The following is a 12,865-nucleotide window of genomic DNA, read 5'->3' on the forward strand; positions in this document are numbered from 1 at the left end:
AGTACCGCCCAAACGAGACTACGGGCGGTATTTTTGTATCATGGCGGAGAAAGGAGGAACTTCCCACGGGGGCTTGACTGAAAAGTTGAGCCCCTTTTTTCATGCCAAAAAACAGGAGGTAAATGCTTATGGCAGATGATAAAACCACAAAAACGCCGGAACAGCCGGTAACGGATAGCGGGCCGGGCAAGGAAACGCCTCCCGCTCCCCAAAAAGAGCCGGAGAAGGTTTCCGTTTCCCCGGAGCCGGAAAAAAAGACGGAACCAGAGGTAAAGACCCCACAGGTTTCTGTCTATAACTTCGCTGAAATTATGAAGGAAAAGAAAGCCGAGGAACGGGCGGCAGCTCCCGGCGTGGAAAAGCCTGACCCGGCAAAAACGGAGAAACCGGAAAAGCAGCCGGAGGCTCCGAAAAAAGCAGAGGAAAAACCCAAAGAGCCGGAACAGCCGAAGCGCCGGGGCCGTCCCCCGAAAGCAGATAAGGACAAGGCCGCAACCCCGAAGCCCAAAGCTCCTGCACAGAAACCGGAAAAGGCGGTCAAAAAGGAACCGGAGAAAAAAACGGCTCCAACGGTACAGGCCGCTCCCGCTCCGAAGGAACCCGAAAAACCGAAGGATGCACCACGCCGGGGCAAGGAACAAATCGTCTATATCAAGCTGAACGAGCTCCACGCCTTCAAGAACCATCCCTTTGAGGTTAGGGATGATGAAGAAATGCGGGCTATGGTGTCCAGCGTCAAGGACAAGGGCGTGACCCAGCCCGCTATCGTCCGTCCCCGTGAGGATGGCGGCTATGAGATCGTGTCCGGCCACCGCCGCCAGAAAGCCAGCGAGCTTGCCGGATATGCGGATATGCCCTGTATCGTCCGAAACCTGACAGATGATGAAGCCATCACCCAGATGGTCGAGGATAATCTGAACCAGCGTGAAGAAATCCTCCCCAGTGAGCGGGCCAAAGCCTTGAAAATGCAGCTTGAAGCTATCAAGCACCAGGGCTCCCGCACTTCGGGCCAGATTGACCCGAAGGACGCAGGCAAACGCTCCAACGAGATTGTGGCCGAGCGCAATAAGATGGCGGTCAAGCAGGTGCAGCGGTATATCCGTCTCAATGAGCTGGTTCCCGACCTGATGAAGCTGATGGATGAAAAAAAGCTGGGTTTTACTACGGCGGTGGAGCTTTCCTATATCGGCAAGAAGAACCAGAACTATATCGCCGTCGCCATTGACAGCCAGCAGTCCTCGCCTTCACAGGCGCAGGCAAAGCGTATGCGTGAGCTGGACGAAAAGAAGCTGCTCAACGGGGATGTGATCGACGGCATTATGATGGAGGACAAAAAGGAGGTAGACAAAGTGATTTTGACAGGTGCGGAACTGAGCAAGTATTTCGGCAAGGAAACTACGCCGAGGGAAATGAAGGACCAGATCATCAAGCTGCTGGACGACTGGAAGGGTCAGCAGAAGGAACATGAAAAGCCGGAGAAGAAAACCGAACAGGAAAAGTAAGCCCAAACTTCGGGTCAGCATGGCCCGAGGATTGCGGGGCTCTGCCCCGCGCCCCGAAGCTCTGGAGATATAAATTATTCCCCGTCGCCAGTTATTCCGTAGCATAGCCGGGAAAATCAGTCAAGGGCAGCGCCGCCGCAGGCGGTGCCAGAGGCACCCTTGACGGATTTCTCCCGGTTATGCTTTTTCCCGGTCAAGCGACGGGGATATAAATTCTCCAGAGCCGTTCCCCTTTCCCGGGGGAAGGGGCGGAGGGGTTGGGCGAACTCTTGCTTTTCCCTAAACCAAAACAGAAATGGAGGCTCAACCAATGAAACGACCTTTAGCATACCTGACCGCCGCATGGAGCGGCGAGCCGGATGTTGATATGGAGCTGGCGGCCCACTACTGCCGCCTTGCTTATGAGGCGGGCTTTTCCCCAATCTGCCCGCTCTTGTACCTGCCGCTGTTTTTGAATGACAGCGTTCCCGAGGAACATAAGGCCGGGATTGATATGCGCCGGGATATGCTGCGGCGCTCCCATACCCTGATCGTCTGTGGCAGCGTTGTGGACGAGGATGTAAAAAACGATATTGCGGTTGCCGGGCGGCTGGGCATTGCGGCGACAACGCTGGAAGGGGTGCTTGCCGTGAAGGGACACGGCACCCCGGGCCATGCCGGACATTAAGCTGGGAAGCCTTTTCGACGGGATCGGCGTGTTCCCTCTGGCTGCTTCCCGGTGCGGTATCCGTCCGGTATGGGCCAGCGAGATTGAAAAAGCGCCCATCTCCATAACCAAAAGGCACTTTCCCGATATGGCGCATTTGGGAGATATTACGAAGGTGGACGGCGGGAAAATCCCGCCGGTCCATGTGATAACCTTCGGCTCTCCCTGTCAGAACCTTTCTCTGATCGGCAACCGCTCCGGCCTTGCCGGGGCAAAATCAAGCCTGTTCTATCAGGCGTTTCGTATCATACAGGAAATGAGGGATGCTACTGATAACCTATATCCAGCTATCGCTGTTTGGGAAAACGTCATGGGAGCGTTTTCTACAAATGACCGGATGGACTTTAGAGCCGTCCTATCCGCCTTCTCGGACACCGAAGTTCCAATGCCTCCTTCGGGAAGATGGGGAAACGCCGGAATGGTGCGAGGGGGAACGCCTGATGTGTGCTGGCGGCTCATGGACGCCCAGTATTGGGCAGGCTCCCGAAGGCTGGCACGAAGGCAGCGGATTTTCGTCGTGGCGGATTTTGGAGGCAGACGTGCCGCAGACATACTATTTAAGCCCCGTCCAATGCTCCCACTTCCTCCGCCTTGCGGAGAGGGCGGGTGGGCCGCCGCCGAAGGAGATCGAACAGCTTCTTTTGAAACAGGGCGGCAGATACCAGTCATCCACCCCTTTCAGTGCTTCCGTATGCGGGGAGCGGCAAAAAGGCAGGAAGAAACGGCCTTCCGAAACAGCTTCGGATTACCAACTGACCCTTTTCCCACTCTTTTAGCCAGTGATGTAACGCCCTTTGCCTTCTGGTATGAGGGCGACCCGGAGGGCGGCTGCATCCGTTTTCTGACGGAAACGGAAAGCGAACGGCTGATGGGGCTGCCGGAGGGCTGGACAAAGTACGGGGCGGACGGCATGGAGATCCGGCCTCTGCAACGCTACAAGGCGCTGGGAAATGCGATTGCCCTCCCTTGCGCCGATTACATTATGGCCGGGATCTATGAGGTGCTGGCTGGCAGGGCCGGAAAGGAGGAATAAGCCCATGTTTGAAGCCTATATAACCAATACAGCCCTGTACCCCTTGATGGGGATCGAGGTAGGGACAACGGTACATTTCCCCATGACGACACAGGAGTTGCAGGCCGCCCTTGCCAAAATCGGGATAGACGGGAAACGGTACAGCGAAGTGTTCTTTACCAGCTTTGACAGCGATGTGCTGGGACTCTACGATCATCTCTACGAATGTGAGAACATCGACGAGCTGAACGAGCTGGGCCTCGCCCTGCTGGAAGTACGGGATAAGGGCGGACTGGAAACCTTTGAAGCCGCTCTTGTCTTGGGAAACCACACAAGGAGCGTGAAGGATTTGATAAACCTGACGCAGAACCTTGACCTTTACCGCTTTTACCCGGATATTTCCGATGATGAAGGGCTGGGCCGTCTTTACGCCGACGAGTTTGGGACCATCGACATACCGGAGCACATTCAGAACTACTTCGATTATGAAGCATACGGGCGGGATGTGCGTATCAACGAGGGCGGCGTATTCGCTCCCGGTGGGTATGTGTCGGCAGTCCCGGAGGGCTTCAAGGAGTATTATCACGGGCCGCAGGACATCCCGCCGGAACACCGGATATTTGCCTATCCCGAAAAGGCCGAGCCTGTCCACTCCATTCTCGCCGCACTCAAACGGTTTCAAGAGACCCCGCCCGCTCCGAAAAAGGACAAGGCGGGACCTTCCCATGAAGAACGGTAAGACTTCGGGCCAGCATGGCCCGAAGCATGAAGGAGGTGCATACCATCAACTATTACCCTATCAATGAAGGAGCCGCCCGCCGGGCAAAGGAAATGAACAGCTTTTCCGACTACAAGGAAGGGAGCGCAACGGCGGAATACCGGGCAATGGTGGATAAGGCCGCCGCCATAGCCGAACAGCAAAAATCCAGGGTGGACCCCATGTACCATGAGAAGATCGACCATCTGTTAGACACCTACGCCCGCAAGCTGGCCGAAAACATGAACCAGGGCTTTGCCATTGACGCGAGGGTTCCCTCTGTGATGATCGCCGGACCTGCCAACTTCCCGGTAGGAAAAAAGGAAAAACAGAACCGGGCCCGAGACAGCAACATGGAGGAATGGCGGTATATTCAAGGGCTGCTGGATAAGATACGCAGCACCGGCATGGGCGGGATCAGTGCCGATGACCCGGCAGCGATTGAAAAGCTCCAGAAGAAGCTGGACGGGCTGGAACGCTCCCAGCTCATTATGAAGGAGGTCAACGCCTATTACCGCAAGCATGGCAAACTGGACGGCTGTGCGCTGCTGTCGCCGGACCAGATCGAAAAGCTGAAAGCAAGCATGGCGTCAAGCTGGCGGAGCGACCCGAGGCCCTTTGAAAGCTACCAGCTTACCAACAACAATGCGGAGATCCGCCGGGTAAAGGCCCGTATCGAACAGCTTTCCAAACAGGCACAGCAGGAATTTTCCGGCTGGGAGTTCGATGGGGGCCGTGTGGAAATGAACCGGGAGGACAACCGCTTGCAGGTGTTCTTTGACGGAAAGCCTGACGCGGACACCCGGGCCGAGCTGAAAAGCAGCGGCTTTCGCTGGGCTCCCAGCGTAGGTGCATGGCAGAGGCAGCTCACGGACAACGCCATCCGGGCGGCTGACCGTTTGGAATGTATCAAGCCGCTGTCCGGCGAAAAGCCCTCCCAGCTTCAAAAGAAGCCCTCTATCTTGCAGACCATGCGGGAACAGGGCGAAAAAGTCCAGACGGAGCCGGAAAAGAAAGCTCCGTCCGGCAGGGATGCCGAGCGGTAAGCCTCGGGCCACATTGGCCCGAGGTTTTCTGTTCCCCGAAACTGTACGGGGGCCTCCCGGATAGCGGGGACCCCGACGGAAAGGAGGTTTTATGCAGGAAGAAGTAAATCAAAAAACGGTTGCCCTTTCGATCAGGACAACAAAGCTCACAGGAAAAGTGCTGGCTGCCGCTCTTGGCAAGGTGGTTCAGGCGCTGCAAAAGCACCACCGGAAGGCGCTGACCCCGCAGGGACGCCAGAGCGTGAAAAAGCTGATGAACCACTATGGCGGCAAAAGTGCCATGCCCTATGTGGGAGTTCCAAAGGATTTTGACCGGATCGCGAAGGAGTTCCATGTGGACTACGCTTTCCATAAAGTGAGCCCCGGTCATTACCTGCTGTTTTTCAAAGCCAATCAGGCAGACGCTATCACGGCGGCCTTCCAGAAGTACAGCGCAAAGGTGCTGAACAAAGAGCAAGACAAGGCTTCCATCCTCGGCCAGCTTCGGAAATTCACGGAGCAGATCAGGACACAGGCAAAGGAAAAGCAGCGAACCAGAGAGGCGGTGAAGGACGGACGTTGAGTGACAAGATCAGAAAATATGTGCTCCCAAACCTGCCGTACCTCTTTGTGTTCTGGTTCTTCTCCAAAATCGGGACGGCCTACCGTATTGCGCCCGGCACAGACTTCGGGACAAAGCTCATGGGGATGCTCGATACCTTCCCCAAAGCCTTTGAAACCTACTGGCCGGGGCTGGGAGGTATTGACCTGCTGGTGGGCCTTGCCGGTGCGGCTGGGGTGTATCTGCTGATACAGTCAAAGATCAGGCAGGCGAAAAAATTCCGGCGGGATGCGGAGTACGGCACCGCCCGCTTTGGAACAAAGGAGGATATAAAGCCGTTTGTTGACCCTAAATTTCAGAACAATGTCATTCTGACCGGGACGGAGTACCTTACCATGAACACCCGCCCGAAGATTCCCGCCAATGCCCGGAACCTAAACGCCTGTGTCATCGGCTCGTCCGGCTCGGGAAAGACAAGGTTCTGGCTGACCCCGCAGCTCCTTCAAGCCCATTCCTCGTATGTGGTGGTAGACCCGAAGGGCGGCACCCTCGACCAGTGCGGACGGTTTCTGCAACGGGAGAAATACAGGGTGCGGGTGTTCAACAGTATCGACTTTTCAAAATCCATGCACTACAATCCGCTGGCCTATATCAAGACAGAAAGCGACGTTTTGAAATTTGTTACCGCCCTGATTGCCAACACCAAAGGCGACGGTAAGGAGGGCGACGAGTTCTGGACCAAAGCCGAAACCCTCTTGTACTGCGCCCTTGTGGCCTACATCGTCTTTGAGGGGCCGGAAGAAGAACGCAACATGAATACGCTGGTGGAAATGATAAACAGCATGGAAGTCCGGGAGGATGACGAAACCTTCAAAAATGCGGTGGACTATATGTTTGACGGGCTGGAACGCCGCAGCCCCCAGCACTTCGCCGTGAGGCAGTATAAGAAATACAAGCTCGCCAGCGGCAAGACAGCCAAAAGCATTTTGATTTCCTGCGGTGCAAGACTGGCTCCCTTTGATATTCCCCAACTTCGGGAGATCATGTCTTATGACGAACTGGAGCTGGATAAGCTGGGGGATGAAAAATCAGCGCTGTTCTTTCTTATCAGCGACACGGACACCACCTACAACTTTTTGGTTGCCCTCGCTTTTTCGCAGATGTTCAACCTTCTGTGTGAACGGGCTGATAACACCTATGGCGGGCGTCTGCCCTACCATGTGCGGGTGCTGTGGGACGAGGCAGCCAACACCGGACAGGTGCCGGGGCTGGAAAAGATCGTGGCCGTCATCCGCTCCCGTGAGATCAGCCTGACGCTTTTTTATCAGGCAATGAGCCAGTGCAAGGCATTGTACAAAGACCATTCCGAAACCATCATGGGCAACATGGACAGTATCGTATTCCTCGGAGGCCGGGAGGCTTCCACCCTAAAGGATATTTCGGAAAACTGGCTGGGCAAGGCCACCATCTCCATGCAGACCGAGGGCCGAAGCCGTGGGCAGTCTGAAAGTTACAGCCAGAATATGCAGCGGCTTGGCCGGGAGCTGATGACCACCAGCGAGATCACCACCATGCCCGGGGATAAATGTATCTTGCAGCTTCGGGGGCTCCCGCCCTTCCTGTCTCCGAAGTATGACTTGAAAAAGCACCCGAATTACAAGTACACAGCCGAATTTGATAAAAAGAAAAACGCCTTCCGCTTGGAAAGCCTGTTCCGCCACCGGCCATTGAGACTAAAGCCGGAGGACGAATACACGGTGTACGAAGTGGACGGCTCCGACACGGACGAAGAAGCTGACCTGTTGAATTTCGATGATCTGGACAGCGACGAGTTTGTGTAACTTCGGGCCATGTTGACCCGAAGCGCCGCCGATGTGGGCGGCTTTTTTTGTACCCAAAATCATCAAACAAACAAAATGGAGGAACGTATATGGAATTTTTCAATCAGGCAATCGACATTCTCAAAATTCTGGTCATGGCTCTTGGCGCCGGTCTGGCGGTATGGGGCGTCATCAACCTTCTGGAAGGTTACGGGTCGGACAACCCTGCGGCAAAAAGCCAGGGCATTAAGCAGCTGATGGCGGGCGGCGGTGTCGTTCTGATCGGTCTTCAGCTTATCCCTCTGCTGTCCGGGCTGTTCAGCTAAATGTCACCCGTTGTCCCTTTTTCCAGAAAAGGAGCTGATGTATGGACTTTATCATCGACGCAATCGTTGAATGGCTGAAAGGTCTGCTCGTCGATGGTATCATGGGAAATCTGGACGGCCTTTTCGATAACGTCAATCAGAGCGTTGGCGAAATCGCCACACAGGTAGGCACGACCCCGGCGGACTGGAACGCCGGGGTCTTTTCCATGATACGACAGATCTCCGAAACTGCCATTCTGCCAATCGCCGGGGTCATCCTCACTTTTGTCATGACCTATGAACTGATACAGATGCTCATAGAACGCAACAACCTCCATGAAGTTGACACATGGATGTTTTTTAAGTGGGTGTTCAAAACCTTTGTGGCTGTGATGATCCTGACGAATACCTTCAATATCGTGCTGGCGGTCTTTGATGTGAGCCAGCATGTGATCCAGCAGTCAGCGGGCATTATCCAGAACGGGACAGAAATCACGCCGGATGTGCTGGACAGTCTGCGGACAGAGCTTGAAGCGATGGAGTTAGGCCCTCTGTTCGGACTCTGGCTACAATCCTTCCTGATCCAGCTTACCATGATTGCCTTAAACATCGTGATCTTCGTCATCGTATATGGCCGTATGATTGAAATTTATTTACTCACAAGTTTAGCGCCTATCCCGTTTGCCACCGTCCCCAACAGGGAAACCGGACACATGGGGCAGAACTATTTCCGCTCCCTCTTTGCGGTGGGCTTTCAAGGTCTGTTGATCTTAGTCTGTGTTGCCATCTATGCGGTGCTGATCCAGAGTATCGCCGCCGACGGCGACCCCATCGGGGCGATCTGGGGATGCGTGGGATATACGGTGTTGCTGTGTTTTACCCTGTTCAAAACGGGCAGCCTTGCAAAATCCATCTTCGGCTGCCATTAAGAGACTTCGGGCCATGCTGACCCGAAGCGGAAAGGAGGCGGTATGCCCCGGCGTTACAAACAGGGTGCGGACGGACAGCCGCACCCGGCTTTCTACGGAAAGCTCCCCGAAGAATTTTCTAAAGCAGACACCATGCGCTTTATGGTGGAAACCGATCTGAAACTGTCCGGGTGCGTATCGGCGGACACGCTGGCGGCACTCCGGGCGGAAGGCTATGACTACAAGGACGGGAACCTTGTTCCCGCCGGAAAGGAGAAATCCATGCAGGAAAAAACTGCGGGCGGAACACCAGCCGCCCCTATAAAGCTGGATGTAAGCGTGCGGGTCATCGAACCTGTGAAAAATCTCATGGGCTTTGCCAGCGTGAAATTCAATGACTGCTTTGTGGTGGAAAATCTGAAAATCGTACAGGGCAGCAAGGGCCTCTTTCTTGGGATGCCCAGCCAGCCGGACGGCAAAGGCGGCTATCGGGATATGGCCTACCCTGTCACAAAGGAGTTCCGGGAACAGCTCAACACCGCTGTTCTGCAAGCCTATGAGGCAAAGCTGGAACAGATGGCGGAGCGCGGCTCTGTGGGGCGTGCGTCCATCAGCGACCAGCTCAAAGCCGGAAAAGCGGCTGCCGAACAGGCAAAGGCAGAACGGCCTCCGAAGGAAAAGCCCAGCCGCAGCGCAGAGCGTTGACCTCGGGCCATGCTGGCCCGAAGCAGAAAGGAGGCGAAACCCATGCCACGCAAACGGACGGGCTATGATGCGGCCTGCTATTACGACGGAAAACTGCTGGGCCGCTGTACCAAAGCGGACAGCGACGCCTATACCCTGTTGATGAACGCCTGCGGCGGGGAGGCCGCCCGTGTCCTTCGGGAATATGCCTATTTTTCCCCGGAACTGAAAGCCATCTTAGAAAAGGCAGCACTCATGCAGGCAGACCGGAGCCGGACGGGCGGAATGTTCCATGCGCCGAAAAGCTCCCCGTGGGGCGAGGTGCAGAGCTGTGAAACCCTCTGTCCGGGAGTGTTTCTGGTATCTACCGCCAGCCACGGCGGAACGATGGTGGCAAACGAGGTAGCCGCCGTTCTCTCCCCAGCGGCCAAAAAATGCGGCTTCAAGGACAAGGGCTATATTTGCTATGAGGAGGACGCACAGGAAAGCGTAGTGCTCCGGGAGCTGCTGGACAAAAAGCTGTGGAAAATCCCTGACCGCATTAAGGACAAAGGACAGTTTGAAGAAAAACTCAATCAGTCCATCCGGCAGTATCACCCCGAATACTGGCGGGCAAGGCAGAGCGGACGAGAGGCCGCCGAAGCTGCCCGCAGCACAGCCCCGGCCAAAGAGGCCGCAAGATAACCTCGGGCCATGCTGGCCCGAAGCAATAAAGGAGGTGTACCAAAATGGCCTATGTGCCAGTACCAAAAGACCTTTCCAAAATCAAGACAAAGCTGGCCTTCAACCTAACGAAGCGCCAGCTTGTTTGTTTTTCCAGCGCGGCGGCGGTGGGCCTCCCGGCTTACCTGTTTTCCCGTGGCAGTATCGGGAACAGTGCCGCCATGTTCCTGATGATCGGCCTCATGCTCCCGTTCTTCTTTCTGGCTATGTATGAACGAGACGGTCTGCCGCTGGAAAAAGTGCTGAAAAACATCATCCGCACACGGTTCCTCTATCCCCGTGTGCGGCCTTACAAAACCGAAAACTTCTATGCGCTGCTTAGCGCCAGAAAGGAGGCGCAGCCGATTGCGAAACAGCAGAAGGGCCGGAAAGCCCGCAGGCAGAAAGCCTGAAAAGCAGGGCCTTACCGGCCTGTTCACGAAAGGAAAGAACATTCCCACCACCGCCCAGCAGACCCTCCCTTACCGGGAAATGTACCGGGACGGGGTGTGCCGGGTAGCGGACCGCTATTACACCAAAACCATTGAATACGAGGACATCAACTACCAGCTCGCACAGTCCGAAGATCAGGCAGCCATCTTTGACGGGTGGAGCGCCTGCCTCAACTACTTTGACAGCAGCCTTCCGTTCCAGCTTTCCTTCCTCAACCACCGGAGCCGCCCGGGCAGCCGGTACAGCGTGAACATCCCCATGCAGGACGATGATTACAACAGCGTCCGGTGTGAGTATGTGGAAATGCTGGAAAACCAGATCGCCAAAAGCAACAACGGCATTGTCCGCACAAAGCTCCTGACCTTCGGCGTGAACGTGGACGACCTTCCCACCGCCAGGGCAAGGCTGGAACGTGTAGAGGCGGACATTTGCGGGAACTTCAAAAAGCTGGGCGTCAAGTGCCGCTCCCTTTCGGGGCTGGAACGGCTGGAGCTTCTTCACGGGCAGCTCCACCCCGGCAGCGGCTCCCCCTTCCGGTTTTCATGGGATATGATCCCCAAAACCGGGCTTTCCACCAAAGACTTTATCGCCCCGGACAGCTTCGACTTCCGTTTCAGCCGTCTGTTCCGGGTGGGGACGACCTGGGGCGCTGCCTCTTACTTGCAGATTTTGGCCTCGGAGCTCTCGGACAAGCTGCTGGCGGAGCTTTTGGAAATGGATGCGGAAATGACCATTACCCTCCATATCCAGACCGTCGATCAGGCCGCCGCCGTAAAATCCATCAAGGCCAAAGTCTCCGACATTGACAAGATGAAAGTGGAGGAACAAAAAAAGGCAGCCCGGTCAGGGTACGACATGGACATACTCCCGCCTGACCTTGTAACGTACAGCAACGACGCAAAGACCCTCTTGGAAGATTTACAGAGCCGGAATGAAAGAATGTTCCTTCTGACCTTCCTTGTGGTAAACATGGCCCCGACCCGCCGGGAGCTGGACAACGACCTGTTCACGGTGTCCGGTATCGTCCAGAAATACAACTGCACCTTGAAGCGGCTGGACTTCCAGCAGGAGGACGGTTTTCTTTCCAGCCTTCCGCTGGGCCATAACGGCATTGAGATCAAGCGCGGCATGACCACCAGCTCCACGGCCATTTTCGTTCCCTTTATGACGCAGGAGCTCCGCATGGATGGCGAAGCCGTCTATTACGGGCTCAACGCCCTTTCCCATAACGTCATCATGGCAAACCGGAAAAAGCTCAAAAACCCCAACGGCCTGTTCCTCGGTGTGCCGGGCTCCGGTAAATCCTTCGCCGCAAAGCGGGAGCTTGTGAACGTGTTCCTTGCCACAAAAGACCGCATTATCGTGGTGGACCCGATGGGCGAATACTCGCCCCTTATCAGGCGGCTGGGCGGACAGGTCATCGAGATTGCACCGGACAGCCCCCACCACATCAATCCGATGGACATTGACCTGAGCTTTGACGAGGAAAACCCGATGGCGCTGAAAGCCGACTTTATCCTGTCGCTGATGGAGCTGATCGTTGGCGGCAAGGATGGCTTGCAGCCGGTGGAGCGGACCGTCATTGACCGCTGTGTACGCCAGATGTACCGGGAACATTTGCAGGACCCGGAAACAAGCAAAATGCCGACCCTCCAAACCCTGTATGACCTGCTCTGTTCCCAGCCGGAGGGCGAGGCGGTACGGCTGGCAACTGCCCTTGAAATCTATGTGTCGGGTTCCCTTAACGTGTTCAACCATGAAACCAATGTGGACTTAAACCGCCGTCTGGTATGCCTTGACTTAAAAAAGCTGGGGGCCGGGCTTCGGACGATTGCCATGCTCATTATGCAGGACTTGGTAAACTCGCAGGTGTCCATGAATTTCCTCCGCGGTATCGCTACATGGTGCTACTTCGACGAATTTCATGTGCTGCTCCGTGACCGTCTGACGGCAAGCTATTGTGTGGCGATCTGGAAAATGCTGCGAAAAAAAGGGTGCGTTCCCAGTGCTTTAACGCAGAACGTAAAGGATTTTCTGGCAAGCCCGGAGATTGAGAACATCTTTGAAAACTCGGACTTCCTTGTGCTGCTCTCGCAGGCACAGGGGGACCGGCAGATTTTAGCCAAACAGCTTGGGATCAGCCCCCACCAGCTTTCCTATGTGACCCATACCAATTCCGGCGAAGGGCTGCTGTTCTTCGGGAATACCACCATCCCGTTTGTTGACCGCTTCCCGCAGAATACCGAGCTGTACGCCATTATGACCACCCGCCCGGAGGACAAAAAACAGGAAATGAACCGGGCATAACGCACTTCGGGCCATGATGGCCCGAGGTTTGGAAAGGAGGGATACATCATCGGAAAGAAACCGGATAAACGGAATTTTCAAAGGCCGGGGCCGACGGAGGATACCGGGAGCAATCGCCCCGG

Annotated in this window: 13 protein-coding genes; all 13 read left to right on the forward strand. The window is 55.5% G+C overall.

All coding sequences use genetic code 11. The features are described 5' to 3' along the window. Positions 1 to 122: 122 nt before the first annotated feature. The gene (locus DW088_RS02705) at positions 123 to 1,502 is read left to right on the forward strand and encodes a ParB/RepB/Spo0J family partition protein (protein ID WP_118359298.1); all 1,380 of its coding nucleotides are present in this window, start codon (positions 123 to 125) and stop codon (positions 1,500 to 1,502) included. 310 nt (positions 1,503 to 1,812) lie between these two features. Beyond that, positions 1,813 to 2,169, forward strand: a complete 357-nt coding sequence (locus tag DW088_RS02710; RefSeq protein ID WP_009901612.1) for a DUF7768 domain-containing protein — start codon at positions 1,813 to 1,815, stop codon at positions 2,167 to 2,169. Beyond that, the gene (locus DW088_RS02715) at positions 2,156 to 3,241 is read left to right on the forward strand and encodes a DNA cytosine methyltransferase (protein ID WP_117854411.1); all 1,086 of its coding nucleotides are present in this window, start codon (positions 2,156 to 2,158) and stop codon (positions 3,239 to 3,241) included. The genes DW088_RS02710 and DW088_RS02715 overlap by 14 nt, the downstream gene beginning before the upstream one ends. A gap of 4 nt (positions 3,242 to 3,245) precedes the next feature. Then, positions 3,246 to 3,959 (forward strand): antirestriction protein ArdA, encoded by a 714-nt coding sequence (locus DW088_RS02720; protein WP_118359300.1) that lies wholly within the window; start codon positions 3,246 to 3,248, stop codon positions 3,957 to 3,959. 26 nt (positions 3,960 to 3,985) lie between these two features. Continuing rightward, positions 3,986 to 5,023 carry a hypothetical protein gene (locus tag DW088_RS02725; RefSeq protein ID WP_243029751.1) on the forward strand — a complete coding sequence of 346 codons (1,038 nt, stop codon included), beginning with the start codon at positions 3,986 to 3,988 and terminating at the stop codon, positions 5,021 to 5,023. A gap of 91 nt (positions 5,024 to 5,114) precedes the next feature. Continuing rightward, positions 5,115 to 5,585, forward strand: a complete 471-nt coding sequence (locus tag DW088_RS02730; RefSeq protein ID WP_118359304.1) for a PcfB family protein — start codon at positions 5,115 to 5,117, stop codon at positions 5,583 to 5,585. After that, positions 5,582 to 7,405 (forward strand): VirD4-like conjugal transfer protein, CD1115 family, encoded by a 1,824-nt coding sequence (locus tag DW088_RS02735; RefSeq protein WP_118359306.1) that lies wholly within the window; start codon positions 5,582 to 5,584, stop codon positions 7,403 to 7,405. Before DW088_RS02730 ends, DW088_RS02735 begins: the two co-directional genes overlap by 4 nt. Before the next feature lie 89 nt (positions 7,406 to 7,494). Then, the gene (locus tag DW088_RS02740; protein ID WP_016306504.1) at positions 7,495 to 7,710 is read left to right on the forward strand and encodes a Maff2 family mobile element protein; all 216 of its coding nucleotides are present in this window, start codon (positions 7,495 to 7,497) and stop codon (positions 7,708 to 7,710) included. Between the two features lie 41 nt (positions 7,711 to 7,751). Beyond that, positions 7,752 to 8,618 (forward strand): VirB6/TrbL-like conjugal transfer protein, CD1112 family, encoded by an 867-nt coding sequence (locus tag DW088_RS02745; RefSeq protein WP_117762130.1) that lies wholly within the window; start codon positions 7,752 to 7,754, stop codon positions 8,616 to 8,618. 42 nt (positions 8,619 to 8,660) lie between these two features. Continuing rightward, the gene (locus tag DW088_RS02750; RefSeq protein ID WP_158573025.1) at positions 8,661 to 9,302 is read left to right on the forward strand and encodes a septation protein SpoVG family protein; all 642 of its coding nucleotides are present in this window, start codon (positions 8,661 to 8,663) and stop codon (positions 9,300 to 9,302) included. 42 nt (positions 9,303 to 9,344) lie between these two features. Beyond that, positions 9,345 to 9,965 carry a DUF7007 domain-containing protein gene (locus DW088_RS02755; protein WP_256880809.1) on the forward strand — a complete coding sequence of 207 codons (621 nt, stop codon included), beginning with the start codon at positions 9,345 to 9,347 and terminating at the stop codon, positions 9,963 to 9,965. A gap of 44 nt (positions 9,966 to 10,009) precedes the next feature. Then, a complete protein-coding gene (locus DW088_RS02760; protein ID WP_003500106.1) occupies positions 10,010 to 10,396 on the forward strand; it encodes a PrgI family protein in 387 nt (128 codons plus the stop codon). Beyond that, complete coding sequence (locus DW088_RS02765) at positions 10,314 to 12,743, forward strand: VirB4-like conjugal transfer ATPase, CD1110 family (RefSeq protein WP_050574704.1); 2,430 nt, start codon at positions 10,314 to 10,316, stop codon at positions 12,741 to 12,743. The genes DW088_RS02760 and DW088_RS02765 overlap by 83 nt, the downstream gene beginning before the upstream one ends. Positions 12,744 to 12,865: the final 122 nt, after the last annotated feature.

This window comes from Butyricicoccus sp. AM05-1, assembly GCF_003474415.1.
Lineage (GTDB): Bacteria > Bacillota > Clostridia > Oscillospirales > Butyricicoccaceae > Agathobaculum > Agathobaculum butyriciproducens.

What these genes read in the sequence shown, in the direction of transcription:
- DW088_RS02705 (WP_118359298.1), top strand. Translation starts at nt 123, where the DNA reads ATGCTTATGGCAGATGATAAAACCACAAAAACGCCGGAACAGCCGGTA.
- DW088_RS02710 (WP_009901612.1), top strand. Translation starts at nt 1,813, where the DNA reads ATGAAACGACCTTTAGCATACCTGACCGCCGCATGGAGCGGCGAGCCG.
- DW088_RS02715 (WP_117854411.1), top strand. Translation starts at nt 2,156, where the DNA reads ATGCCGGACATTAAGCTGGGAAGCCTTTTCGACGGGATCGGCGTGTTC.
- DW088_RS02720 (WP_118359300.1), top strand. Translation starts at nt 3,246, where the DNA reads ATGTTTGAAGCCTATATAACCAATACAGCCCTGTACCCCTTGATGGGG.
- DW088_RS02725 (WP_243029751.1), top strand. Translation starts at nt 3,986, where the DNA reads ATGAAGGAGGTGCATACCATCAACTATTACCCTATCAATGAAGGAGCC.
- DW088_RS02730 (WP_118359304.1), top strand. Translation starts at nt 5,115, where the DNA reads ATGCAGGAAGAAGTAAATCAAAAAACGGTTGCCCTTTCGATCAGGACA.
- DW088_RS02740 (WP_016306504.1), top strand. Translation starts at nt 7,495, where the DNA reads ATGGAATTTTTCAATCAGGCAATCGACATTCTCAAAATTCTGGTCATG.
- DW088_RS02745 (WP_117762130.1), top strand. Translation starts at nt 7,752, where the DNA reads ATGGACTTTATCATCGACGCAATCGTTGAATGGCTGAAAGGTCTGCTC.
- DW088_RS02750 (WP_158573025.1), top strand. Translation starts at nt 8,661, where the DNA reads ATGCCCCGGCGTTACAAACAGGGTGCGGACGGACAGCCGCACCCGGCT.
- DW088_RS02755 (WP_256880809.1), top strand. Translation starts at nt 9,345, where the DNA reads ATGCCACGCAAACGGACGGGCTATGATGCGGCCTGCTATTACGACGGA.
- DW088_RS02760 (WP_003500106.1), top strand. Translation starts at nt 10,010, where the DNA reads ATGGCCTATGTGCCAGTACCAAAAGACCTTTCCAAAATCAAGACAAAG.
- DW088_RS02765 (WP_050574704.1), top strand. Translation starts at nt 10,314, where the DNA reads ATGCGCTGCTTAGCGCCAGAAAGGAGGCGCAGCCGATTGCGAAACAGC.